Consider the following 25,438-nt stretch of genomic DNA (forward strand, 5'->3'; position numbering starts at 1 on the left):
AACCGAAGCGTATTGAATAGGGTTGAAAGTGTCTTGGTATATGGCTTTTTTATGAGATTTTTTACCAATCTACACGTATCAAATTTGCTGGAAAACTACTAAAACCAGCCCTGCTTTTTCACAAAGTAGGTATTTACGAATTTTTCAGGGGGCTGGTTCAAGTAGATCATGCCTTCAACTAAACCTACAAGCTGCATAACTAACAAGGCAATGCCGTAGGTGAAAGAACCCCCAACTACAGAAATCACCAACATGATAAAGCCTTCCGCAGCGTATCCTAGAATAAACTTATGAACTCCAAATGCTCCCAGGATAATGCCACAGTAACCAGATAGAAGTTGCTTGGTGGGGTGACTGGGGTTGAGATTTGCCATAATATTAAGTGTTGCTCCTTGATCAGTGAGTATAAAAATAAAGTCTTTATTGTAATGAAGGCAAATACGTTTACTTACTTAAATAAATAGATTTTTAATTTTTTCAGTATGAGTCAGCCTCAAGACGAATAACCAAAATCAGCGTGCTTCTATTCCAGAGGGAACGCTAAGTCTTGTGGCATAGCCTGAAAATCTGGCGTTCCTTCATTACTTTTAATGGATTTGACGATCGCAACTCTGGTGCAGCAGTTTTGCAGATTTTTAGGTAAAACATTGATCTTGAGAACAATGAACCTCAATAATCAGCAAAAGCTGCTACATCACAACTTTTTACAAGTCCATCAGTATTATTTCCGGATTTTTTTGGCGTAGGCGTAGCCCGTCGTAGACATCGCTAGCGGCAAAAAACCAACTGTGTGGTTAGTAGGAATCTAGAAGCGCAAGACGCGTCTTCCACTTCTTTCTAACCCCTTTTTAGTTACCGATTTCCACTTCGATGAGCGCAAAACGGAATTGCAATCCAATTTATGACAGCTAAAAATGGTTCGGGAAGACAATTAACATCTCGAAAATGGCTAAAATCATCCGAATGAGAATAAATGCTTAACTAGATAGTTTGTTGCCTATGTTAAAAGCATTCTTTGATTTGCTTTTGCCACGATTTCAATTTGGTTTTCAGCCAGTATTTATGCTTGAACCAATTGTAACTAGTTAATTATCTCTACTTATGGAGATAAAAGCAAATATTTTGATTTTGAGCAACAGTACTGTTTTAGTGCTAATTGCTACCTAAAACAAATAAACTTAATAGTGTACCACTATTCCAGAGACTATGGAGGAGCATGGGAGCGAGGAGGTTACGCGATCGCGTGTAAACTACTCCCAAGACAATCCCTAATGCCGTCAGTGGCAGAATTTCTGACAAGCTTAGGTGAGCGATCGCAAACAACAAACTACTGATCAGAATCGCTCCCCACACGGGTAAGTAACGAGTCAGAGAGGGTAATAAAAAGCCACGAAACAGAATTTCTTCAAAAAATGGCGCAGCGATCGCGGCTGTGGAGAAAAATATGCCAAGCGCTACACCATCTTGGCTTTCTAGGGCTAGTTGCAACAGAGGATTACTACCACCCTGTCCTTGCCATAGCTGTTGATTAATCAAAGATACTACCACAACTATAGGTAAAGCCGTGCAATAGCCTCCCAGTCCCCACCAAAACCAATTATCTTGAAAACGGAAGCGAAACCAGAATTCTGGTAATGGAAAAAAGCGCTTGAGAGAAAAATACAGCACTAACAGCGCACCTAATGCCACCAACAGGTAACTAACCAAGACAGAAAACGCCTGAAGTCGCACATCCACAATCGGACGCGGGATGGGTAGCACTGAGATTACCAAGGGTACAAAAATTTGCCCCATGAAGAAAAAGCCGATGATAAAAACCTGCAAAACTGTTTCACCATCCCAAGGTGTTGACCAAGGAATATCAGCATTTTGAGCTAATAACGAGGCTTTTCCTTTCAAAAAGCGTTGAGCAAATAACAAAATCAGCAGTATTAAACCAATTAAAGCTGCCAAGGTGGGAATAGTGCCAATAACTGCCAATTTCAACACAGCTTGAGCCGATGATTCTTGTTGTGCAGCTTTTACTGCTGATAAAGCATCTTGTCGTTGCTGGAGTTGGTATAACTTAACCAAAGCAGTAGAGCGAAACCAACCTTCTAAATTCCTCTGAATCGGTTCTTGAGCATTTGGAAGAAGACGAGGAGGATTGCTCCACAGTCCACTTAGTACAGCAGCAGTTTGTCCAAATTCTGGATTGATATCTGAGCGTTGTTGTAATTCACTCCAAGTCTTGGAGGCTGTATCTGTTTGTCCTTGCTGTGCTTGTAAAATTCCCAGGCGTAAGTCTAATTCAGCGAGTAATTTTTGTAATTGCTTGAGGGATTGCTGTAACGATTGCTTTCCCTGTCTAGAGATTTTAGTCGGGGGAGGAACATCCGGTAGAGGTTTCGGAGGTATAGGAGTTATTTCAGCTTGAGAGCGTAATTCTGCAAGTTGATTATTAACTTTGTCTAAATTAGCTTGAACTGATTGACGCGCCTCCTGATACTGCTTTGTAGCATTCTCCAGGGGTTGTTCGCCAAGTATTGCTTCCCGAACCGCCTGGAGATTATCATCGTTGCTATCTTCTGATTGCCAAGCTTGGGCTTGTAAAGCAATATTGGTTTGGTATAATTCCAGGCGACTTTGAAATTGAGGTTCTTGCCAACTACCGAATAAAGCCGTAACTGCCAACAGAACTGCTATCGGCGTCAGTACAAAAAATAAAATCAATCGCTTGAGTGTCATCTATCCCCCTTTGACTAACCAGTGGGGAGCGTGTCCCCCTTGGGAATTATCGCATTGAAGAAGAATTCAGAATTCAAAATTCAGGAGTCAGAATCAAGACGCAACTCGAAAATACTCGCTCTAAGCGAATCTATGCCGTTGGCGGAGCCTCTCGTAGAGAAGGCTTTACGCTGCGCTATCAAAATTTATTCTGTTAGCGGATAACCTTAGTAGTACAGAAAAGTCCTGAAGAGTTGATATATGGGGAATATCACAGTGAGACAATAAGTTACTGGCTCAAAAACAAAGCCTGCCGACTCAGGCTACATATCATAATGGAAAATCAAAGTTTTTCGGACCACCTACGCGGGTTTTGTCTGTGTAGCCGCGACTTCTAGTTGCTCAGGCAGTAATAAATTAGACTTTACAAACATCCTCTAAATGACCTTTAATTAACTTTGACTATTGTAAAAAAAATATCCCCTACTTCAGAAGCACCGTTGTAAACAGATAGCAAAAGCAGGGGGTTCGTTAAATTTTATTTTATTTACAAAACTACTTAATCGAAACAGCATCAACATCAATGGTGCTGGCACTGGAGGTAGAACCCTCGGTAGTATTAGGCACTTCAGTACCCAAATCACCCTTACGAGCTTTCCAGCCCTCAATGACTAGCCCAGACACCTCAGAAACAAGCAGAGTCAAAAGGAAAACATCATCAATTTGTCCTACAACCGGTATAAAATCTGGGAGAACATCAAATGGGCTAACCAAATAGACTAATGTTCCTAAAATTGCCCACCAACGGTACTTGGGGTTACGAAGCACATCGCGGTACCAAGTGTAAAGTGATTGGATTGAAAATTTCATATTTTGAACCTCCAGTTATCTTTAATTTTGACAAACTATCCCAAAAACTTCCGGTGTGAATAACCGCCCTGGTTAGTCTGGAAGACGCTACTAGTAATTTGTCAGCAAATACAAACAAGTAGGCAACCAGGAATATTTATAACTATGTTGATGTAGAGGACAAATCCTTTGCCTCTTTATCTAGTTTCACAAATAATTAGTTATTCGACATCTACCAATCGGGATGACTGGATTCGAACCAGCGGCCCCTTCGTCCCGAACGAAGTGCGCTACCAAGCTGCGCCACATCCCGCCACAAAAATGGCATTGTAAACATAAGAATATCACAACTAGTGCCAAATATCAGAATTACATCTATATGCGATCGCTTCACCAAAGACTTTGCTTGCTAGGATTAAATTTGTATAACTCTAGTGGTAAAAGCGGATTGTGACTGTAAAACCAGACTGGTTGCGGGTGAAAGCACCTGGGCGTGAGCGCATCGGTAACGTTAAAGAAATTTTGCGGGATTTAGCCCTTAATACAGTTTGCGAGGAAGCGTCCTGTCCGAATATTGGTGAATGCTTCAACGCTGGGACTGCCACGTTTTTAATTATGGGCCCGGCTTGTACACGCGCTTGTCCCTACTGCGATATTGATTTTGAGAAAAAACCTAAACCACTAGACCCCACGGAACCTACACGACTGGCCCAAGCTGTTCGCCGTCTGAACCTTAATCATGTAGTCATCACTTCTGTAAACCGAGATGACTTGCTTGATGGTGGTGCATCTCAGTTTGTGGCGTGTATTGATGCGGTTCGCTCTGTTTCACCCAACACCACAATAGAGGTGCTAATTCCTGACTTATGCGGTAATTGGAATGCTCTAGAAATAATTCTACAAGCTGCGCCAGAGGTATTAAACCACAATACCGAAACTGTTCCACGCCTATATCGTCGGGTGCGTCCCCAAGGAAACTACGATCGCACATTAGAATTATTGCAGCGCACTCGCCAACTTTCTCCTACTGCCTACACTAAATCTGGCATTATGGTTGGACTCGGTGAAACTGATGCCGAAATTCGCCAAGTCATGCAAGACTTACGATCTGTGGATTGCGATATTTTAACCATTGGGCAATATCTCCAACCCAGTCAAAAACACTTGCAAGTAAATGAATTTGTCAATCCAGAACAATTTGCTGACTGGAAGGCATTCGGTGAAGAAATCGGATTTTTACAAGTTGTTTCTTCACCATTGACAAGAAGCTCATATCATGCAGAACAAGTTAGAGAATTGATGCAACGTTACCCACGCTCAAAAGTTAGGAGTTAGGAATTAGGAGTTATGAGTGAGCAGATGTACTCCAATGCAAAACTTTCCGTTGCAATTCTTGGTGCAGGTGCTTGGGGTGCATCTCTCGCAAATCTCGCTGCTGCAAATGGTCATCAGGTGCGCGTGTGGTCGCGTCAAGGTTCCCAAACTCTTCAAGCAGTTTTAAAAGATGTCCAAATAGTCCTGTCTGCTATCTCAATGATTGGTGTGAGAGATGTTGCTTTCCAAGTTCAATCTTTCCCCCTTTCTCCAGAGACAATTTTTGTGACGGCGACGAAAGGCTTAGATCCCCAAACCACTTGTACACCGTCACAAATTTGGCAACAAATATTCCCTAACCATGCAGTGGTTGTTTTGTCTGGGCCTAATTTATCAAAAGAAATTCAAATGGAATTACCAGCAGCCACGGTGGTAGCCAGTAACATCCCCACGGCGGCGGAAGTAGTGCAATTAGTATTTTCTTCTCATCGTTTCCGGGTATATACCAATCCCGATCCCTTGGGGGTGGAACTGGGGGGGACACTAAAAAATGTGATTGCGATCGCAGCTGGTGTATGCGATGGTTTACAACTGGGAACCAATGCCAAAGCTGCTTTAGTCACCCGTGGACTTACCGAAATGGTTCGCATCGGCAACAATTGGGGTGCAAAGACCGAAACATTTTATGGTTTATCAGGTTTAGGAGATTTGTTAGCAACGTGCAATAGTCCCTTAAGTCGCAATTACCAAGTTGGCTATCAGTTAGCTGGTGGTAAGTCACTTATGGAAACTCTCGCAAATTTACAAGGAACTGCTGAAGGAGTAAACACTTGCCGAGTTTTGATGCAACGAGCCAAGCAACAAAACATTGCGGTTCCAATTACTGAGCAAGTTTATCGGTTACTTCAAGGCGAAATCACACCCGGACAAGCACTTGATGAGCTGATGTTGCGAGATATCAAGCCAGAGTACAACTATTAGAACGACTTGACCAAGAAAGGCAGGGGGCAGGAGGCAGGAGGCAGGAGGAATGAATCTATTTCCCCTCTGCCAAAGGGGTCACAAGCCCCTAAATTTATTTATGAAAAATATGGAAATATATATTTCGAGATGCAAAGCACAAGAAATATTGCGTCCTTATTAAATCCCTCAATTTATTTATGGGGATTCCCTTCTGACTTGAAAGAGTTATTTACTATTTGTCCCCCTTGTCTCCCTTGTCCCTCTTTCATACAAGGCTGTGAAACTTGTTTCATCGGGACTGCCTTCTGCCTCCTGCCTCCTTCAATGTTATTTTCCCAAATCATTGAGAGGAGAAGTCGTATTTACCTCCACGCTCAAGGGCGCGTTTGTAAGCAGGTCGCGTCTGAATGCGCTCGACAAATTCTTTCAGCTTTGGCCGGCTCTCGATTTCTTTGGGCTGCATAGCGATTATTTCCAAAGGAAAGCTCATTTGGATATCGGCGGCGGTAAATTCTTCACCCGCAAACCACGTATTTTTACGAAGTTCGCTTTCTATATAGTCAAAGTGAAGTTTGATCTGGGGTGCAACGAATCCGCTAACTACACTGCTGTCTCCTGCTCCAAAATTGTTCAATACCAACTGCATCACTAGTAGGGGCATTGCCGAGCCTTCGGCGTAATGTAGCCAATACTTATAGCGCAGATGCTCCGGCGTACCCGATGCTGGGACTAGCCGACCATTACCGTAGCGATCGATTAGGTATTCGACGATCGCCCCCGACTCAGCAATCGTCGAGTCTGCATCTGTAATCACTGGTGACTTGCCGAGGGGATGAACTTGGCGCAGCGATTCTGGTGCCAGCATCGTCTTTGCATCGCGTTCATAGAACTTGATCTCGTATTCAATACCTAATTCTTCGAGCAGCCATAGCACACGCTGCGATCGCGAGTTGTTAAGATGATGCACAACTATCATAAAACGTTCCTCTTCTGGTAGCTTATTGTTATGTGACTGCTCTACACTGACTGAGTACAGTACAGTGTAGGCTTCTGGGCGACTGTTCTATGAAGACAAAGCATCTAATCAATCTTTAAGTTGAAAGGCAAGCGGGCGTAAATTCCTTGTGGATCGTTCATCTTTTGCAGAGTCTCTATTTCCTGTTGTAATTTTTGGAATTCAGTGGTGATGGGATTAGCTGATTTGAGTTTCGCTGACTCAATCCCTAAAGCAGTCCGCGCCTCTTCTGTTGCACGCCCAAAAAAGCGTTCTCCAAAACTGCTAGTGCGAGGATATTCTTGCACTTCCCAGTCTTCTCCTAGTTTCGCCTGTTTGGCAGTGTATGCGATCGCAGTATTCAAACCACCAATTTCATCCACTAAACCAATTTCTTTGGCCGCTTCACCTGACCACACCCGTCCTTGGGCAATTTCTGCTACTTTTTGTTCTGGGAGTTTGCGACCTTGAGAGACTTTATTCAGAAACATACTATAAATCCGGTTAACACTGCGCTGATAAAGTTCCAACTCTTGAGGCGATTTCGGACGCGAAACTGTTTGACTATCAGCATAACGTCCGGTTTTCACTGAATCCCAAGTAATGCCATTATTATTAGCTAGCTTTTGCCCATTAAATAGCATTCCAAACACCCCTATGGAACCTGTAATGGTATTTGGTTCTGCAAAAATGCGATTTGAGTCGCTAGCAATCCAATAACCACCAGAGGCGGCGACATCGCCCATTGAGACTACAACTGGTTTAACCTCACGAGTTAATTTCACTTCTCGCTGCATGACTTCGGCTGCGGTAGCGCTACCACCAGGACTGTTAATTCGTAAGACAACAGCCTTCACATCCTTATCTTGTCGTAGTTTGTTGAAGATTTTGGCAAAGCGATCGCCTCCAACTTGTCCATCATCACCTTTACCATCGACAATCTCACCTTCAGCATAAACTACGGCTATTTGATTTTTGGAGCTACGTTCTACACCCAAAGATTTGCCGGAAACTTGTGCATAGCTATTCAGGCTAATTTGACGGAATGTTTTGTCTTCTTTATCGCTATCTGTCAACTTTTTTAGGTCTGCTACCACTTCATCGGGGTATTGTACTTGATCGACTAAACCGCTAGTTTTGGCTTGTGTGGCTTCTAGTATGGCTTGATTATCTGCGATCGTCTGTAACTGGTTAGGTTCAAGTTTTCGACTTGCGCCTACAGCAGTGCGCCACTCTCCCCAAACATCATCCAACAATTTCTGAGTTTGTTCGCGGTTTGCTGGACTTAACTTGTTGAGGATAAACGGCTCAACGGCTCCTTTAAATTTCCCTACCCGCACGACTTGAACACCAATGCCATACTTTTGCAACGCTCCAGCTAAGAACATTGGTTGTGAACTCAAACCGTTGACTTCCATCATTCCCAATGGATTAAGGATGATGGAATCCGCCACTGAACTAACGTAATATTCCTTTTCACTCCAATCACTCCCATAAGCGACAACCTTTTTCCCCGCAGCACGAAACTCTTCCAAGGCTTTCCGAACTTCTTTCAGGGAGGCATAGCCGACGTTACCACCTTGGCTTGCGTTCGTTGCATCCAGATAGATTCCGACAATTCGCGGATCGCGCCGCGCCTTTTCTAAAGTTTCCAAAACTTTACGGAGTGCTATTCTATCGTCCTCTACACCTGATATCGTGTTTTGAAACAGTTCACTTGAACTAGGTTCGCTATCAGTAATTTTCATTGACAAGTCAAAGACTAGCACTGACTTATCTTTCACATTTGGCCCAGTATCTTTAGACGAACTAGCAGCCAATATCAACAAGAAAAGTCCAGTGGTTCCTAAACCACCGAAAATAATTAGTCCTAGTAAAGTGCCAACTAAACTAGCAAAAGTTTGTTTGATAAAATTACGCATTAGTTATTTAGTTATTGGGCATTGAGTATTGGGCATGGGGCATTGGGCATTTACAAATGACAAAGGACTAATGACTAATGACCCATTTACTTATTCTATGCGCTGTAAACTACCAGAGTGCCTTAACTGATACAAGGTAGTGTTAGCAGTACAAAATAAGACTGTGGTAATTTCGGCGATTAATACTTCAGCAAGTTCGGCTACTGCTGTCTCTGATGTTGCTGCTGCTTGCAGAAAAGGCATTGCTAAACCAGCGATATCTGCTCCCAAGGCGATCGCGGCTGCAACATCCAATCCATGACGCAAACCTCCCGAAGCAATTAAAGGCACATCTTTGGCGATCGCTCTAATCGTTGTAATACACTCTGCTGTTGGTAAACCCCAATCGGCAAATGTCATCCCTAAGCGACGCTGTAAGGGACTTTCTGCGCGTTCGCTTTCTACTTTTGCCCAAGAAGTACCCCCCGCACCCGCGACATCAATTGCTGCTACTCCGGCGGCAAGAAGTTTCTGTGCGATCACTGCGGAAATGCCGTTACCAACTTCTTTTGCAATCACTGGCACTGGTAGCTTAATGCATAATTTAGAAATCTTGTCAAGTAAACCCCGAAAATTAGTATCGCCTTGGGGTTGAATGCATTCTTGTAGAGGATTAATGTGTAAAATCAGGGCATCAGCCTCTAGAATATCAACTACCCGCAAACATTCATCTAAGCCGTACTTGTAGTTAAGTTGCACAGCTCCCAAGTTCGCAAATAATAGAACATCGGGCGCATACTTGCGAACAGCAAAAGTATCAGCCACTTGGGGTTTTTCTACCGCGACTCGCTGGGAACCAACACCCATTGCAATTTTGTAGTGTTGCGCGACTTGGGCCAAACGTTGGTTAATGATTGCGGCTTGTTCTGTTCCGCCAGTCATGGAAGAAATTAATAAGGGTGCGCTAAGGTGTTTTCCCAGAAAAGTTGTACTGATATCAATATCGTTGTGGTTTAGTTCGGGTAAGCAAGAATGGGTGAAACGATAACGTTCCAGTCCATTGGTGATTTGATGAGACTGAACATCTTCCTCTAAACAAATCCGAATGTGATCGGCTTTGCGATTCTGAGTTTGTGCAGAGATATTGGTAGGGGCGTTCACTGGTGGGTATGGCTAAAAGTATTGGCTTGCGATCGCTATTGTTACATTGTCTGCAACCGTATTTGTATAACAAAAATATTTATTTTCGCTATCTTTCGGGTACGTTACGCTATTGATAACATACCCATTCACTCATTTTATGAGTTAATTAATATGGTTTTACAAACAGAAAAGCGCTACTACACCCCAGAAGAATATTTGGAATTAGAAGAGAAGGCTGAATATAAAAATGAATACAGAGACGGAGAAATTATACCCATGATAGGAGGAACAACTAACCACAACAACATTGCAGGTAATTTTTACAAAAAATTTCCCCTGACAGTGCAAGGACAAAGTTATAACATATATATAGGCGATGTTAAATTATCAATACCTCGTTATCGCATTAATACTTATCCTGATGTTATGGTCATCAAAGGTAAGCCTATTTATGAGGGAACGGGTACAACAATTATTACTAATCCCTTATTCATTGTTGAAGTCTTATCAAATTCAACTAAAAATTATGACAAAACAGATAAGTTTAAATATTATCGTTCAATTCCTGGTTTTCAAGAATATATCATGATTGACCAGTATAGTTTTGCTGTGGAACAATTTGTTAAGCAAGCAGAAGGTCAATGGATTTTTAAAGAATATGAAGGTGAAGAGGCAATTTTAGTCTTAGATTCTATTGAATTTCAAATTACCTTGCGGGATATTTATGAGCGAGTTGATTTTGAGTTGATTGAAGAATAAAACTGCAAGAACATGGGCATCATTCACTGTGAATGATGCCTATTTGTTGCTCATTACGCCGTCTGTGTAGCAGCCGCTTTTGAGTCTGCGGTGGATTTTAACCGCGTAATGGTGGCTTTACGAATGCGTAGGCGTAGCCCGCCGCAGGCATCGCTTTTGCGAGGTTCAGATAAAGGTTTACCGGAAACTAAAGCCGGACTTTATCAGCAGTTTGTTAAGCGGTTCTACACTTGGAGAAAAAATCGCTTTCGCACGACTCAAGAGCAGCGACAAAAACTAAACGTAGCACTGGGACGTTTGGCAAAGCGGGCAATTGACACAGAAACTTCTCGCTTTCGGTTGCACTATGAGTTTGTAAGTAATGAATTGGGCGATCCAGAAGAGGAGGGTTCTCTATTTTGGTTGGCGCTAAAGTTGGGATGGCTAAATCAAGTTGGACTGGCTGCCGAATCTGACATTGAAGAGGAAGTTTACGCTTTTTACCACACCACATTTGAGGAATATTTTGCGGCGTTGGCGATCGCTGATTGGCACGAGTTTCTGAATCATGTTCCCGACAACCCCGCGCTAGGCGTTTATCGCATTTTTGCGCCGCAGTGGAAAGAGGTGATTTTGCTGTGGTTGGGACGTGAGGATGTGGAGAGAAAGGAGAAGGAAGAGTTTATTCAGGCGTTGGTGGAATTTGATGATGGTTTCTGCAAACTTTATTGGTTTCAAGCCTACTTTTTGGCAGCCAATGGTATTGCAGAATTTAAGGATTGTAGTCGTGCTGATGAAATAGTAGCACAGATAGTTCAATGGGCTTTTGGTTGCTTTGAGAGTACTAAACAAGGGTGGCAGTCTTTCCTTCCACTTGATAAAAAAGCTCGAACAATAATTCGAGATACTGACCGCATTAAAGTTGTTATTGAACTTACTAAATTGTTGCATTTATGCCAAGATAAAGAAATTCGCAGACAACTTACTGATAAAAATGGTAATAAATTCGATGAAATAATTCTTGGACAAGTTGCATTAACTTTATTAGATTTTTCTCCTGATAACTTTGAAGCTTCCGAAGTCCTTAAGGAACTAATTAATAATAGCGATGATTACTTTGTTGCACATTTCTGGTTGAATAAGCTTCAATTTAATGAACAACTTGAAGCTATAAGACGGCGTGTATTTTCGGATTCACGGCCTATTGAGGTATCCTCTGAGACACTTGAAAAAGAGAATCATAGTAGTAGAGAAGAAATAATAGATTTGATTTACTCTCTCAACAATATTGATGATGCTAACCCTCAAAAGGTTGAGAGCATGTTGAGATTAGAAAAAATCATTACTGGCAATCCAGAGGCTATTGCTCCCATTATTGATGTTATTAAGCGATCGCTGCATTCCAACGAAGATTGTGATCGCTACCTTTTGTTTAAGACTCTTAAATATGTCCAGAGAATTGGAAGCGGTAATCTAGATTTAATAGATATTCTCATATTAATAATCAATAACCATACATATTATGAAAATTATGCAATTAAAGAACATGCTATCTTGGCTTTAACAGCTATTGGTATTAGCAATGAAAATGTATTTAAGTTTATTATTAATTTAATAGACAATGATGGCTTAGTTGGATTTGTTAGTCCTATTGCATGTTTAGGAATAATCCTTAGAGATAATTTATTTTCTTTAGCAGTTGCCAAGTTAAGTTGCTACTTACAAGATCCAGTTTGTCAAAATAATCGTGCTTTCTACTTTGATTGCTATTGGACACTCTACCATTGCGCTGAAAATATGACCTATCCGGCTTTTTATCAAGCTTGGCATCCACAAGAGAAAGTGAAAGATGGAGAGTAGGAAATACAAATACTTCCTCCAGCCAAAACATAAGGGAAATGTGGAAGCAGTAATCCCTTGTAAAGACGCGATTCATCGCGTCTCGTAAATCTATCGCGTCCGACCTTTCCGCAATCCAGGGAATGCCTCGCCCCTAATAAAACAGATATTGTGAACAGAATGGGGATGCGATTGTTTTTGCGATCGCCCCTTGTAGAGACGCGATTCATCGCGCCTAGTACTATTGACGGGTATAACGATGTTTCACCCCAATCGGAAAATATTCAGCATCCCCCATTGGCGCTAATGTAACCTGTGGTATTTGATATTCTGCCGGAACATAATTAGCAAACTCGCTATTTAGCCGTAGCAGTTGTGAAAGAATAGAAGATGCGATCGCAACTCTTCGCTCTTCACTACCCTCTACCCCTGCTCCTAACTCCACAACCACTGATAAAAATCGATTCTTGTCTGCATCTTCCTTCACCTGCAACACAAATTTACCCGTTACCCATTCTTGAATTCCTGGTTGTTCTAATCCCACCGTCACATTTTCGGGATAGATATTTGCACCAAAGTAGGAAACTGTAAAGTTGGAACGCCCGAAGACATAAACGAAAGGTAGCTGATGAATACCTCTAGGGGAGTGGGGAGTAGGGAGTGGGGAGTGGGGAGTGCTGTTAGCGATAGCGGGGCGTTGAGGCAGTGCTGAGTTCTCTAACGCTGCAACAGGGTTAAATCCCCATTCTGCTAAAAATTGCAGCATGGTATCATAACTAATTATTCCGCCAGTATCTAAAATGTCATAACGCACTAAGGGAATACCATTATCTCCCGAAAACAGCAATCCGCCGTCTTGAACTTCAAAAAAGCGATTGCAAGGATCGTATTGTACTAGCGTGGGTAAACGCGATTCCCCAAATAAAACTCTAGCCGCATCGGGATTTTCTGCCAAAAAACGGCGAATACAGATACTTAACGGTGTCTCATTACCTAAAACTCCGGCATCCGCAGTGCCGTAGAGTGATGCAAAATCATAGCAAGGATTTTGTGAACCAATTCTCGCACCAACTAAAGTCCGCCATTCTTCACTAAATACTTCTCCCGCCATCACTAATTTAATCTGATATTGCTGCCACTCAACACCACGAGCGATACCAGTATCAATGACATCTTTTAAAAATGGTGGGTATCCCAATAACACCACTTGTTCAAATTCTGAACCTAGTTCTTGGACAACTCGCAATATTTCTTCTTTATTGTTACCAGGAGTAATTACAGTGATGGGATAACCTTTGCTAGCAAGATAACGACAGCAATTAGTGGTAAACATCCCACCTACCCAAGTGCCTAAAGTGAAACAAATCACAGCTAGGGTACGTCTGCCATCTGTATAGAAACTATCGTGAAAAATCTGTTCAAAGCGTGTGGCGATTTGGAGTTCATCTGTGAAAAAACGAGGCCAAAATGTCGGTTTCCCACTGGAACCGGATGAAGCAGCTATCATGTCGCACGCTTCTAGTTGTCCGTTGTGGCACAAGTCAGCTAAGGGATAACGCAGGATATAATTTTGTTTAGCGATCGCTGGGAGTTTTTGAAACTCCTCTAAGGTTTGAATAGTGGCGGGATTAATTTCTCTTTCTGCTAAAAACGCCTTGTAGGCAGGTACATTAGCCGCTACATCGTGAAATAAACTCAAAGCTACCGAAGTTTGAGTGGTGAGATGCCGTTGCAGTAATGTTTCTAGGGGGGTAGACAAAAAATCTTCAAATGCTTTGATTACTTGCTGTTGTCTTGATTTCCGGTTCATGACCCTTGTTGTTCCTGGAGTAAAATCAACACCGTTAAAATTAATTCGTAATTCGTAATTCGTAATTCGTAATAAAGCTTGTTCCTCTCTACGAGATGCTGGGCGATCGCTAGCGTAATTCGTAGGATATCCGAAAATGGGGATAGGCGCGTTGTAGTTATTCAATAAAACCTTAATTTATCCTTCAGCACCATGCAGCTCTATTGCAGTAAACAACATACAAATAATGGTAGTAACCGCTTTTGTACCCATTGCGGTGAACCATTACCTCTAGCTGTGGGACAGGTTGTAGATAATCGCTATCAAATTATCCGTCAACTAGGACAAGGTGGCTTTGGACGCACCTATTTGGCGGAGGATACAAAGAAATCTCATCAAACCTGTGTGCTGAAGGAATTTGCACCCCAAGTACAAGAACACCAAGATTTACAAAAAGCTAAAGAGTTATTTGAACGAGAAGCGAATGTTCTGAAAAAACTCCAGCATCCACAGATTCCGCGTTTTCACGCCTCGCTACAAGTACAAATAGGCGCTAAAGATTTTTTCTTTCTCGTGCAAGATTATGTGGATGGGGATAATTACTACCAGTTGATAGAACAGCGTGAAAGTCAAGGCAAAACCTTTAGTGAAGCGGAAGTAATCACCCTCCTGCAACAAATTTTACCAGTCTTATCCTACATCCACTCGCAAGATGTCGTTCATCGTGATATCTCTCCTGATAACTTGATTTGCCGACGTTCTGATAATCTGCCAGTGCTAATTGATTTTGGCGGTGTCAAGCAGTTGCCGGCTTCTCAAGGTTTTTGGCGCACTAAGTTGGTTGGAAATAACACTCTGCTGGGTAAAAAAGGCTACGCTCCAGAAGAACAACTACGGCAAGGACAAGCCTTTTTTAGTAGCGATTTATATTCTTTAGCTGTGACTGCATTAGTGTTGCTCACAGGTAAAGAACCACAAAAATTATACGACAGCTATCAGGGAATTTGGAGATGGGGAAAGGAAATCCAAGTTAGCTCGCACCTAGAAGCGGTGTTAAAAAAGATGCTAGCTTATAAACCGAGCGATCGCTATCAACGAGCCGAGCAAATCCTCAAAGATATACCATCGCCAACTGCGACTAAATCCCCAGGTAATTATATTACTAGCAAGATTAAGACGATGGTAGTTGCTCCGGGAAGACAACGCGCCAGTGCGATTGTGAGTAGATTTCAGAGCAAAACGCAAGCAATTGCTAAACCGATGTCTTGGCCTGTTTGGATTCGACCTTTTGCGATCAGTTTAGGGGGGACGGCTTTAGTGGGATTAACTTTAGCGGCGGGAAATGCAGCCATTCGGGCCGTAACTTCAATCACCATCCCATCAATTTCATTACCTTCATTACCGCAAATTCCCCAATTTCCAAGTAGTAAGCCAGTCAGCGACAAAGGAAAAAATAGCAACCTCCAAGAAATTATCAATCGTCGTCAACAGCTAGAAATTCCTGAAGGATTTTTTATTCGCTTTGTAGATGATTTATTTTATACAAAAAAACCTGAATTAAAAGGACGTAGCCTGACATCTAAACCTGAAGATGCTGGTTTACGAGATGAATGGTCTGGTGTTGCTGACGATTTATTGAATAAAATAGAACAGGCTGATATCAGTACAGCATCTCGTCGAAAACTCGGTAAATATACTGCACAAGATTACGAAACATGGAGACGACAAGCGCGATCGGGGCAGTTTGGAAATTATACAATCGATCAGCTGACCAAAGATACAAATGAAAAATTTGATCGGTTGTTTCCTGGTCAGCAGCGTGGGAAACTGAATCAACAGACTTTTGGTCAAGTTTGGTATGCGATCGCAGCCGATCAAGTCAGTAAAGTACAATCTGGCAAGTAAAAGGACTGGGGACTGGGGAAGAGTCACAAATAACTAATAACAAATGACTAATGACCAATGACTAATAACTAATGACTAAAATATATTGTTCTAAAGGACATGAAAATTCCCCAGGTAGTCGCTTTTGTCTCCAGTGTGGTGAAAAATTGTCGGGTGCATCCATGAGTTATAGTATCCAACCGGGATTAACTTTAGGCGATCGCTATGTGATTGTGCGTCAAATTGGCCAAGGTGGCTTTGGACGCACTTATTTAGCTGAAGATGTCAACCGTTTTCGCGAACTTTGTGTTTTAAAAGAATTTTCTCCGCAAATTCAAACCGCTTACGTTGTCCAAAAAGCTGAAGAACTATTTGAGAGAGAGGCGAGTGTTCTTTATAAACTGCAACATCCCCAAATTCCCCGCTTTCGGGAACTGTTGCGGCTAAATTTAGGCGGTAAAGAATATCTGTTTTTGGTGCAAGATTATGTTGAAGGGGAAACTTACAACTCGTTGTTAAATGCCCGAATACAACAGGGTTTGCGCTTTACCGAGGCGGAAGTACGCCAATTGTTGCAGCAACTTTTGCCAGTGCTGGAATATATTCACTCCATTGGCGTTATTCATCGAGATATTTCTCCAGATAACTTAATGCTTCGCACTGTTGACAAACTGCCAGTGTTAATTGATTTTGGCGGTGTCAAACAAGTAGTAGCAACCGTTGCTTCCGAATATTACCAACCCGGTATGGTTGCATCTTCTCCATCACCAACCCTATTAGGTAAAATAGGTTTTGCTCCCCCAGAACAGATGCAAACTGGGTTAGTATCTCCCCACAGCGACTTGTATGCTTTGGCCGCATCAATGTTAGTTTTACTGACAGGAAAACAACCCCAAGAATTAATTGATACTTATACTCTCAGCTGGCAGTGGCGGCGTGAAGTTAACCTGAGTCAAGTTTTGGGACAAGTATTAGATAAAATGCTATCTGCTAGACCAGGCGATCGCTATCAATCAGCCCGTCAAGTACTCCAAGCTATCAACTCACCCCCCCCAGCAAACTATCCCCCTACTCAATACCCCACTCCACCACAACCCACATCCGCCACCGTCGCCATCTCCCCACCTCCCCCATCCCCCTCATCCGCCTCATCCCCCTCATCTCCCCCCCCTCCCTCGTGGTGGACACCAACAAAAACCTTTCTAATAACGGTGCTAGCGGCTGGTAGTATTGGATTAATTTGGTGGGGAGTGACTGGCCGCCGCGATATCGGGGAAGTCAAACCTACCCCCACAGCCAGCCCAATTCCAACCAGTGAACAACCAACCGATCCCTTAGCGCAATATTCACCAGCAGAACGGCAGCGTAAAGAAAAATTAAGCGATCGCCGTCAACAATTGGGTATTGGCTCTAACTTCTATGTAAACTTAGTAAATCAAGTTTTTTGGGATAGAAACCCCAGTTTACGAGGACGCACTCTCAGCAATGGTTCTGAAGATGAGAGTTTGCGCGCAGAATGGGATACAACCGCCTCAGAATTACTAGAAAAACTTGCGCCACTGAGTTCCAATGCCCGCCGACAACTGGGAAGTTACACAACTGCTGAACGCGATCGCTGGAAAGTAGAAGTCAATAAAATCAACGTTGGTAGTCGTTCCTTATATGATTTAGGAGATGCTGCTTTTTTCAGTGTATTTCCTGAACAGCGAGGTAAAAATTTCCAAGGTCAGCCCATTGGACAAGTTTGGTATGGTTTTGTTAGCGATCAACTTAGCGCTATCCTTGCCGGTAGCACTTTCCAGAAACTTGTCTTTGATCCAGGTGCGATCAGCAAAACGGTTAACGGTACTCTTCAACCTGGTGGTGGTAAGGTATTTATTGCTGGACTTGCCAAAAACCAATTTCTGGACTTGAAACTACAAGGAAATTCTCAAGTTTTATTATCAGTTTATTCACCCTCTGGTAAAATTCAATTTCTAGAAGATTCTACTAAGCGTAGTTTGTCAACTAAATTACCAGAAAGCGGATTTTACGAGTTTGTCGTGGTTTCCACAGCAACAAAACCAGTAGATTATCAACTCACCATCACAGCAGAAACTCCGACACCAGCGCCAACTTCCACCCCATCACCCACACCAACGCCTACAGAAACTCCCACACCAACGCCAACGGAAACTCCGACACCAACTCCCATAGAAGCTGCCACACCCACACCCACACCGACGCCGGAGACAAAACTATAGTGGTCTGTCCCAAAAGTTTTGATAGGTGAATCAGTAAGAGACTTCCAAGAAATAAATGATCCAAAACATGTCATTGTGAGCGAAGCAAAGCAATCGCAAAGACTGGGATTGCTTCGCTTCGCTCGCAATGACAATTGGGCATTTTTTTATGTGGAGTATTCTAATAATCAGTCTTTTGTAGAAACGGTGATTCAGCGTCTCTAACTTTAACCTAACCGTATTGCTTCCCCTGCTCCCCTGCCTCCCCTGCCCCCTGCCTCCCCTGCTTATCCAAGCAACATTGCCCCACTCCCCTCAACCAGACATGAGATGAAAAGCTTAACTCTTCCCTCGATTTCAGATATAAACTAGCGGGGGAGGGATCGATAAGAACTAGGGGTATTTTTGTGCGCCTGCTGACAACAGTGGCAGCTTTACGCTGCTATTTAACTAAACGCTGCTTAGAAAACAAACAGATAACGGTTACTGAGAATCTGAAACTAGATGACATTACTGGCTGGTATCAGACGGCAGTCGGTCTGGTGCCAACGATGGGGAATTTACATCAAGGTCATTTAAGCTTGATCCAACGGGCGCGACAAGAAAATTCTACGGTGATTGTGAGTATTTTTGTTAATCCGCTGCAATTTGCTCCCAATGAGGATTATCAACGCTATCCCCGCACTTTAGAGCAAGACCAACAACTTTGCGAACAAGCTGGGGTAGATGCTATTTTTGCACCGACTGCGGAAGAGATGGCCGTTCCTCAGAAGAGTATACAAGAATCAAAAGTTACACAAGTTATCCCCCCATCTGCTATGATAACAGGCTTGTGTGGTCGTTCTCGCCAGGGTCACTTTCAGGGTGTAGCTACGATTGTTACCAAACTTTTCAATTTGGTGCAGCCCAATCGTGCCTACTTTGGTCAAAAAGATGGTCAGCAACTAGCAATTATTAAACGCTTAGTAGCTGATTTAAATTTGCCAGTAGAAATTGTTGCTTGTCCAACAGTGCGGGAAGCTTCGGGTCTTGCCTTCAGTTCTCGTAATCAATATTTGACTGCAACGGCAAAAGAGCAAGCAGCGGTGTTATATCGTGGCTTGCGACGGGCTGAAGCCGCGTTTCGGGCAGGCGATCGCAATAGCAACAAGTTAATAGCAGTGGTACAGCAAGAAGTGGCAATGGTCAGCACGGTCTCAGTGGAATATATTGAATTGGTTGAACCGACTACGTTAATGTCTTTAGAAAAAGTTGAGGAGGAAGGAATGTTGGCGATCGCAGCTCGTCTTGGTGCTACACGTTTGATTGACAATACGATATTGCGCGATCGTCAACCTATTATCGCCATTGATGGGCCAGCCGGTGCTGGAAAATCCACAGTGGCGCGGCAAGTGGCAGCAAACCTGAGTTTAGTGTATTTAGATACAGGAGCGATGTACCGTGCTGTCACTTGGTTAGTACTACAACAAGGGATTGCTATTGATGATGAATGTGCGATCGCAGAATTAACTAATCAGTGCAAAATTGAACTTACTCCCACCCAAGACTTACAAGCGTCTGTGCGGGTTTGGATTGACGGTATTGATGTTACCCAGGCAATTCGCACCATTGAGGTAACTTCTCAAGTATCGGCGATCGCCGCACAAAGCGCTGTCCGTCAAGCACTTGTTAAACAACAGCAAAACTGGGGTAAAAGAGGTGGTTTAGTCGCTGAAGGTCGGGATATCGGTACTCACGTGTTCCCCGATGCCGAAGTGAAAATCTTCTTAACCGCTTCAGTCAGCGAACGCGCCCGTCGTCGCCAGCAAGACTTTAACAAACAAGGTCAACCCGAAGTGAGTTTAGAGCAGCTAGAACACGACATCGCCGAACGTGACTGGAAAGATAGCAATCGCAAAGTTTCTCCTTTGCAAAAAGCAGCAGATGCGATCGAAGTTCAAACCGATGGTTTGGACGTGTCTGAAGTCACAGCACAAATCGTTAGCTATTACCAGCAGCGTTTATCTGGGTGGTAAGGGACTTTCAAATAAAAAAATATTCAATTAACTCTTGTGGGGTGGGCGACACGATAGCCCAGTTGATATGGCGCTCATGTTGCCCACCCCACAACTTTGGATAATTTATTTCTTGGAGTTCCCTAATCATCGCTGTTTGCTGTTAGTTGTTTAGTTTCAAAGAGTGGTGGGTGAATCCCGGATTTCTCACCACATCTCTCAAAAGCTTGTGCAGAGGAGCAGAGAGGCAGAGGGGCAGAGGGGAAAGAACAAGGCACATTGAACTCTCCCCTGCTCCCCTGCTCCCCTGCACCTCTGCATTTCAAGCTTGTGAGAAATGCGGGGAATGATTATTCACCCACCATCCTCAAAACTGCATTTAGAGTACTCGAAGTAAAAAAATCCCCAATTGTCATTGCAAGTGAAGCGAAGCAATCCCAGTCATAGCGATTGAAGCGAAGCAATCGCTATGACGGCTTTTGGATCATTTATTTTTTGGAACACTCTTAAAAACAAAATAGCTAATTTGACTATTGGCTATCTTGATTGAAAATCATAACTTTCAGCCTCGTACTAAAAATATTAGATTAATTAAGCATTAAATCATCTGGCTTTAGACTGATTTTTGACATCGCAATAATCGTACTCAAGATGGAAGTATGAAAGCCGGAATTACTAAATGCTAATTACTTATTAGTCTCTGGAATTTGTGAAATATTAGCCATTTTTATTTATAGTCAGCAATTACTAGCGATTTAACTTATCACAAAAGTACTTTGTTTTCATCTTCACTTTGGTAGTAGAATAACGATGTTAAGTTTTATGTTTCATCATGAAAATCATAAAACTGTCAAAAACAAAAGCTGCTAATTTCCTAAGCTTCTGCAATAGCTTTCAACTGGAAACCGGTAAAGAGAGGATTTCATAAAATGACATTTACACTACCCGCCCTACCCTACGAATTGAATGCTTTAGAGCCTTTTGGTATATCAGGCGAAACCTTAGAGTATCATCATGGCAAGCATCACAAAGCTTATGTAGACAACCTGAACAAGCTGGTTGAAGGCACAGAACTTGCCAATAAGTCTCTGGAAGAAGTAATCCAAATTTCCTTCAAAGACTCCTCTAAGGCGGGAATCTTCAACAACAGCGCCCAAGTTTGGAACCACACCTTCTTCTGGAATTCCTTAAAGCCAGGCGGTGGTGGCACACCCACTGGTGAACTTGCAGCCAAGATTGACAAAGATTTCGGCAGCTTTGACAAATTCAAAGAAGAGTTCTCTAACGCTGCCGCAACTCAGTTCGGTAGCGGATGGTCTTGGTTGATTGATGATGGTGGTACGCTGAAAGTGATTAAAACACCGAATGCAGAAAATCCACTAGCTCATGGACAAAAAGCACTCCTAACCTTGGATGTTTGGGAACACGCCTACTACATTGACTACAGAAATGCCCGTCCAGCGTTCATCAAGAATTTCCTAGACAAAGTGGCTAACTGGGACTTTGCTGCTGAAAACTTTGCTAAAGCTTAATCATCTGTCAATCTTAAATTGGTTGTAACAGTAGCTTTTAATAAATATGTGAAGCGGAGACAACCAGTTAATTTATTAATAATTACCAGCAGTCATGACTAGTGTCGTGGCTGCTTTTAATTATCTGGGCAAATGAGATATTTCAATAATTTTTAAACCCCTCACCAGATGCATAGTTTGTAATTTATAATTTATCTCCAACCTCTTTCCATAAGCATTTGAGGTTCGACATTCTCAACATTAGCGATCGCTTCTAACTGCGAAATTCCAGCGATCGCATCAAAAATATTACCTGATTTGGCACGCAACCAAGCGGTATGAGGCGCATAATAAAGGCTTTGTGCTACTTCATAACCCGCTTGATTAATAACCTCGCGCTGCGACTCCACGTCAACGCCTTCAGGAAAGCGAATAAAAACCAGTCCAGTGGGGACTGCTAAGGAAGCATTTGCTTCTAGTGTATAAATTGGACTTAATAGACCCTTTTCTGATTGATTGGGTTCGCCTGAAAAAACTGCGATCGCACCGTTATTCAGTTGTAAAATAGCATTTGCTGGCACGGTGCTGGCTTGATTGTAATGTATTGCATAGTATCCAGACTTACGAGTGTAGGATACAGCAGTGCGACCGCTACCAACGCGAATTTGTTGGGGATACTCAGAAAAAGAATCTTTTTGCAATCTCACTTCAGCACTCAGGGGTAGAGAGTAAACCTGTAGAAAATACTCAGATGGAAAATAAAACATTTTTCTCAAGTTCTAATGATGTTATAGCGTTTTTCAGTGGTATAAAATGGATTTTTTTCATAGTGACCAAGGGGCAGGGGAGCAGGGAGCGGGGGGCAAGGGAGAAAGATTCTGGAATTACTCTGCTATTCGGGTTTCAAGCTCCTAAATTTATTTATGCCCAAAAGCAAAAATATTTATTTCGAGATGCGTAGCACGTTCGCCTTTGGCGTCTCGTAGAGAGAAATAATGCGTCCGTTTTATTAGCCCCTAAATTTATTTATGGGGTTCTCCCCTCTGCTCCCTGCTCCCTGCCCCCTTTCCTCTTCATTGACGTACAGTTCGTTCCTACTGGTAGTGAAGATTTTTAAAGCAACCTGATTTTGAATCTCCTCTTTTCTGGAAAAACGAATCGAAGACTTGTATGAATTTAGATAGATTAAATTTTGTATCGTAATACACATATAACACATGAAATAAAAAACATCCATAAACTAAACAGCATCTCACTATGTATGCAGCAGTCCTTAAAATTAAGGCATAATACGGTTTCCCCATGACTCTTAGGAGTAATGAGTAATGAGTGAAATTCCCCACTCAGGGCTGGGAAAGAAGCAAGGGAGCAGGGGGCAGGGAGGGAGAAAGGGAGAAAAGTTTTCCCCTCTGCCCCCCGCACCCCGCCCCTCTGCCTCTTCTCAATGCCCAATTCCCAATTTTCAAAACATTTAGGAGATTAAACAATGGTTCAGGTTCGCTATGGTGGACAGAACGGCCAAAAGTATGAATTTGCGATCAGCAACGAACATGTTGTAGTACGTACTGAAAGCCGAAGCACTATTGTGGGTGCAAGATCCTTTGAAGTCGCACCTGTATCACCCATAGCTCGTAGTATCCTCAATCAATTTGAGTTAACAACACGGTTTCGGCAAGCGGGTGTAGAAATTTTGCAAGCGAAAGTTCCGAATCAGGGTGTCGCTTTGCGCGATCGCGCCCGTGAAATTCTCAACAATGAATCTGAAGTCCAATTTGCCGGACGTGTCCTGATCGATCCAATATCCCAACAACCTGTAGTTTACACTGAAAACCTTTTTGTTAAATTTGACAGCGAGGAAGGGTCAAGGGTCTGCCAAGAGGTTTTAAGACGTTATAGCTTAACAATTAAACGCCAACTTGAATACGCACGAAATGCTTATTTTGTCAGCGCGCCTACAAATACTGGTATGGCCGTCTTTGACATTGCCGAGAGACTTTTGAATGAAGAATCAGTGGAACTGTGCCATCCTGAACTAGCGCGTGAATCACGCCAACGTCAGGTTTTCCCGCAGCAGTGGCACTTAAAGCAAACAACAATTAATGGTAAGATAATCAACGCCCACGCCAACGTTGAAGCAGCTTGGAAGTTGAGCGATGGCACAGGGACAATTATTGCAATTATCGACGACGGTGTGGATCTCGATCATGAAGAGTTCCGTTCCTCCGGCAAGATTGTTGCCCCACGTGATGTCACACGTAAAACGAACAATCCCAGACCAGGAAACGATAATAACCACGGCACATCCTGTGCTGGTGTAGCTTGTGGAAACGGCAACTTTGGGGCATCTGGTGTCGCACCAGGCGCAAAGCTGATGCCGATTCGTTTAGCTTCGGCGTTGGGTTCACAAGATGAAGCAGATGCTTTTATTTGGGCGGCTCAAAATGGTGCTGATGTGATTTCTTGTAGCTGGGGCCCAGCAGACGGTACTTGGTTTGAGCCAGACGATCCTGTACACAAGCAAAAAGTACCTCTGCCTGATTCCACACGACTTGCTATAGATTTTGCAATCAACAAGGGGCGCAACGGCAAGGGTTGTGTAGTTTTATTCGCTGCTGGCAATGGTAATGAAAGCGTGGATAACGACGGCTACGCCAGCTACCAAAAAGTGATTGCGGTGGCAGCTTGTAATGACTACGGTAAGAGAAGCGCTTATAGTGACTTTGGTCAAGCGGTCTGGTGCGCCTTCCCCAGCAACAATGGTGATAGTTCTCAAACCTCTGGAATTTGGACGACCGATCGCTCTGGTGTACTTGGTTATAATTCGGGTAATCAGAATCTAGGTGATGCCGCAGGCAACTACACAAATGAATTTGGCGGAACTTCCAGCGCTTGTCCGGGTGCTGCGGGTGTTGCAGCCTTGATTCTTGCCAGAAACCCAAATCTGCGTTGGGATGAAGTGCGAGATATTTTTAAACGTTCTAGCGATCGCATTGACCCCACTGGAGGTAAATATGATGCCAATGGTCATAGCCCTTTCTACGGTTACGGTCGAATTAATGCTCTCAAAGCTGTAGAGTTGGCCAAGCCTGCTCAAACATCGCCCATTAGCATATTTAAAGCAGTTCAAGATATTCCCATTAATGATTTGCAAGTATCAACATTATCGTTGGCGATCGCTAATACCACCCTTTTGAAATCCATCAAAGTTCTAGTAGACATCGAGCATACTTATATTGGGGATCTTATAGTTACTCTCCTTCCCCCAGTGCAAACTGCCATACTGCCAATAGTTCTGCACGATCGCCAGGGCGGAGCTACAGATAACATCAAAACGACTTATGATGAGGTAAACACCCCTAAACTTGCTGCCTTCAAAGGTAAAAGTCCTCAAGGAACCTGGATTCTAGAAGTTGCAGATAAAGCTAACGCAGATATAGGAAAGATTCGCAGCTTGACCATTGAAATTGGATTTTAAGCCAATACGTTTGTGGGTGTTGCTGAATTGAGGTATGAACTTGGATGTAGAGGATTACTGCCTTAAAATACTCCTGAAAACCAGTCGTTGTTTAATTTTGTGTAAAATTTGGTGGG

The 25,438-nt window shown here is 43.0% G+C and carries 18 protein-coding genes and 1 tRNA gene; 10 read left to right on the plus strand and 9 right to left on the minus strand.

Features of this window, described 5'->3' with window-relative positions:
* Window positions 1-98: 98 nt before the first annotated feature.
* The 4 genes from V7L31_RS04915 to V7L31_RS04930 all read right to left on the minus strand — a co-directional run bounded on the left by V7L31_RS04915 (window position 99) and on the right by V7L31_RS04930 (window position 3,868).
* Window positions 99-374: a TM2 domain-containing protein gene (locus V7L31_RS04915; protein WP_179067054.1), complete on the minus strand. Its 276-nt coding sequence runs from the start codon at window positions 372-374 to the stop codon at window positions 99-101.
* Between the two features lie 778 nt (window positions 375-1,152).
* Complete coding sequence (locus tag V7L31_RS04920; protein ID WP_334695198.1) at window positions 1,153-2,727, minus strand: CPBP family intramembrane glutamic endopeptidase; 1,575 nt, start codon at window positions 2,725-2,727, stop codon at window positions 1,153-1,155.
* 534 nt (window positions 2,728-3,261) lie between these two features.
* Complete coding sequence (locus V7L31_RS04925) at window positions 3,262-3,576, minus strand: YkvA family protein (RefSeq protein WP_334695199.1); 315 nt, start codon at window positions 3,574-3,576, stop codon at window positions 3,262-3,264.
* Window positions 3,577-3,794: 218 nt separating this feature from the next.
* Window positions 3,795-3,868, minus strand: a tRNA-Pro gene (locus tag V7L31_RS04930).
* A 137-nt stretch (window positions 3,869-4,005) separates the two neighbouring features.
* Between V7L31_RS04930 and lipA the strand changes: the two genes are divergently transcribed.
* Together lipA and V7L31_RS04940 are read left to right on the plus strand one after the other, a co-directional pair.
* Entirely contained in the window at window positions 4,006-4,890 is an 885-nt protein-coding gene (gene lipA / locus V7L31_RS04935; RefSeq protein ID WP_334695200.1) for a lipoyl synthase, read from the plus strand.
* Window positions 4,891-4,914: 24 nt separating this feature from the next.
* A complete protein-coding gene (locus V7L31_RS04940) occupies window positions 4,915-5,850 on the plus strand; it encodes an NAD(P)H-dependent glycerol-3-phosphate dehydrogenase (protein WP_334695269.1) in 936 nt (311 codons plus the stop codon).
* Between the two features lie 322 nt (window positions 5,851-6,172).
* Here the strand turns inward: V7L31_RS04940 and V7L31_RS04945 are convergent, their stop codons facing one another.
* From V7L31_RS04945 to fni, 3 genes are all read right to left on the minus strand, one after another.
* Window positions 6,173-6,808: a glutathione S-transferase family protein gene (locus V7L31_RS04945; protein WP_334695201.1), complete on the minus strand. Its 636-nt coding sequence runs from the start codon at window positions 6,806-6,808 to the stop codon at window positions 6,173-6,175.
* Between the two features lie 104 nt (window positions 6,809-6,912).
* Window positions 6,913-8,748: a signal peptide peptidase SppA gene (gene sppA, locus V7L31_RS04950; RefSeq protein WP_334695202.1), complete on the minus strand. Its 1,836-nt coding sequence runs from the start codon at window positions 8,746-8,748 to the stop codon at window positions 6,913-6,915.
* Window positions 8,749-8,838: 90 nt separating this feature from the next.
* Window positions 8,839-9,888, minus strand: a complete 1,050-nt coding sequence (gene fni, locus V7L31_RS04955) for a type 2 isopentenyl-diphosphate Delta-isomerase (RefSeq protein ID WP_334695203.1) — start codon at window positions 9,886-9,888, stop codon at window positions 8,839-8,841.
* 153 nt (window positions 9,889-10,041) lie between these two features.
* Here fni and V7L31_RS04960 point away from each other — a divergent pair, with 153 nt between their 5' ends.
* Complete coding sequence (locus tag V7L31_RS04960; protein WP_334695204.1) at window positions 10,042-10,629, plus strand: Uma2 family endonuclease; 588 nt, start codon at window positions 10,042-10,044, stop codon at window positions 10,627-10,629.
* Window positions 10,630-10,752: 123 nt separating this feature from the next.
* Window positions 10,753-12,468, plus strand: coding sequence for an NACHT domain-containing protein (locus V7L31_RS04965; RefSeq protein WP_334695205.1), 1,716 nt, complete (start codon window positions 10,753-10,755; stop codon window positions 12,466-12,468).
* Between the two features lie 220 nt (window positions 12,469-12,688).
* Here the strand turns inward: V7L31_RS04965 and V7L31_RS04970 are convergent, their stop codons facing one another.
* Window positions 12,689-14,257, minus strand: coding sequence for a phenylacetate--CoA ligase family protein (locus V7L31_RS04970; protein ID WP_334695270.1), 1,569 nt, complete (start codon window positions 14,255-14,257; stop codon window positions 12,689-12,691).
* Window positions 14,258-14,449: 192 nt separating this feature from the next.
* Between V7L31_RS04970 and V7L31_RS04975 the strand changes: the two genes are divergently transcribed.
* From V7L31_RS04975 to V7L31_RS04990, 4 genes are all read left to right on the plus strand, one after another.
* Entirely contained in the window at window positions 14,450-16,141 is a 1,692-nt protein-coding gene (locus V7L31_RS04975) for a serine/threonine-protein kinase (RefSeq protein WP_334695206.1), read from the plus strand.
* Between the two features lie 71 nt (window positions 16,142-16,212).
* Entirely contained in the window at window positions 16,213-18,363 is a 2,151-nt protein-coding gene (locus V7L31_RS04980) for a serine/threonine-protein kinase (RefSeq protein WP_334695207.1), read from the plus strand.
* Window positions 18,364-18,749: 386 nt separating this feature from the next.
* On the plus strand, window positions 18,750-20,357 hold the full coding sequence (locus V7L31_RS04985) for a bifunctional pantoate--beta-alanine ligase/(d)CMP kinase (protein WP_334695208.1): 1,608 nt from the start codon (window positions 18,750-18,752) through the stop codon (window positions 20,355-20,357).
* Window positions 20,358-21,265: 908 nt separating this feature from the next.
* On the plus strand, window positions 21,266-21,868 hold the full coding sequence (locus V7L31_RS04990; protein ID WP_292848210.1) for a superoxide dismutase: 603 nt from the start codon (window positions 21,266-21,268) through the stop codon (window positions 21,866-21,868).
* A 191-nt stretch (window positions 21,869-22,059) separates the two neighbouring features.
* Here V7L31_RS04990 and V7L31_RS04995 read toward each other — a convergent pair whose 3' ends face one another.
* Window positions 22,060-22,614, minus strand: coding sequence for a hypothetical protein (locus V7L31_RS04995; protein WP_334695209.1), 555 nt, complete (start codon window positions 22,612-22,614; stop codon window positions 22,060-22,062).
* On the opposite strand from V7L31_RS04995, the gene V7L31_RS05000 reads away from it, so the two are divergent.
* Both V7L31_RS05000 and V7L31_RS05005 read left to right on the plus strand, forming a co-directional pair.
* Window positions 22,599-22,808, plus strand: a complete 210-nt coding sequence (locus V7L31_RS05000; RefSeq protein ID WP_334695210.1) for a hypothetical protein — start codon at window positions 22,599-22,601, stop codon at window positions 22,806-22,808. The genes V7L31_RS04995 and V7L31_RS05000 overlap by 16 nt on opposite strands.
* 525 nt (window positions 22,809-23,333) lie before the next feature.
* The gene (locus V7L31_RS05005) at window positions 23,334-25,322 is read left to right on the plus strand and encodes a S8 family serine peptidase (protein WP_334695211.1); all 1,989 of its coding nucleotides are present in this window, start codon (window positions 23,334-23,336) and stop codon (window positions 25,320-25,322) included.
* The last annotated feature ends 116 nt before the right edge of the window (window positions 25,323-25,438 follow it).

Source organism: Nostoc sp. (genome assembly GCF_036916655.1).
Lineage (GTDB): Bacteria > Cyanobacteriota > Cyanobacteriia > Cyanobacteriales > Nostocaceae > Nostoc.

Excerpts from the sequence above, each read along its gene's own strand:
- V7L31_RS04915 (WP_179067054.1), bottom strand. The coding sequence starts at position 374 with ATGGCAAATCTCAACCCCAGTCACCCCACCAAGCAACTTCTATCTGGT.
- V7L31_RS04920 (WP_334695198.1), bottom strand. The coding sequence starts at position 2,727 with ATGACACTCAAGCGATTGATTTTATTTTTTGTACTGACGCCGATAGCA.
- V7L31_RS04925 (WP_334695199.1), bottom strand. The coding sequence starts at position 3,576 with ATGAAATTTTCAATCCAATCACTTTACACTTGGTACCGCGATGTGCTT.
- V7L31_RS04940 (WP_334695269.1), top strand. The coding sequence starts at position 4,915 with ATGTACTCCAATGCAAAACTTTCCGTTGCAATTCTTGGTGCAGGTGCT.
- V7L31_RS04945 (WP_334695201.1), bottom strand. The coding sequence starts at position 6,808 with ATGATAGTTGTGCATCATCTTAACAACTCGCGATCGCAGCGTGTGCTA.
- sppA (WP_334695202.1), bottom strand. The coding sequence starts at position 8,748 with ATGCGTAATTTTATCAAACAAACTTTTGCTAGTTTAGTTGGCACTTTA.
- V7L31_RS04960 (WP_334695204.1), top strand. The coding sequence starts at position 10,042 with ATGGTTTTACAAACAGAAAAGCGCTACTACACCCCAGAAGAATATTTG.
- V7L31_RS04965 (WP_334695205.1), top strand. The coding sequence starts at position 10,753 with ATGCGTAGGCGTAGCCCGCCGCAGGCATCGCTTTTGCGAGGTTCAGAT.
- V7L31_RS04970 (WP_334695270.1), bottom strand. The coding sequence starts at position 14,257 with ATGAACCGGAAATCAAGACAACAGCAAGTAATCAAAGCATTTGAAGAT.
- V7L31_RS04975 (WP_334695206.1), top strand. The coding sequence starts at position 14,450 with ATGCAGCTCTATTGCAGTAAACAACATACAAATAATGGTAGTAACCGC.
- V7L31_RS04980 (WP_334695207.1), top strand. The coding sequence starts at position 16,213 with ATGACTAAAATATATTGTTCTAAAGGACATGAAAATTCCCCAGGTAGT.
- V7L31_RS04990 (WP_292848210.1), top strand. The coding sequence starts at position 21,266 with ATGACATTTACACTACCCGCCCTACCCTACGAATTGAATGCTTTAGAG.
- V7L31_RS05000 (WP_334695210.1), top strand. The coding sequence starts at position 22,599 with ATGGAAAATAAAACATTTTTCTCAAGTTCTAATGATGTTATAGCGTTT.
- V7L31_RS04995 (WP_334695209.1), bottom strand. The coding sequence starts at position 22,614 with ATGTTTTATTTTCCATCTGAGTATTTTCTACAGGTTTACTCTCTACCC.
- V7L31_RS05005 (WP_334695211.1), top strand. The coding sequence starts at position 23,334 with ATGGTTCAGGTTCGCTATGGTGGACAGAACGGCCAAAAGTATGAATTT.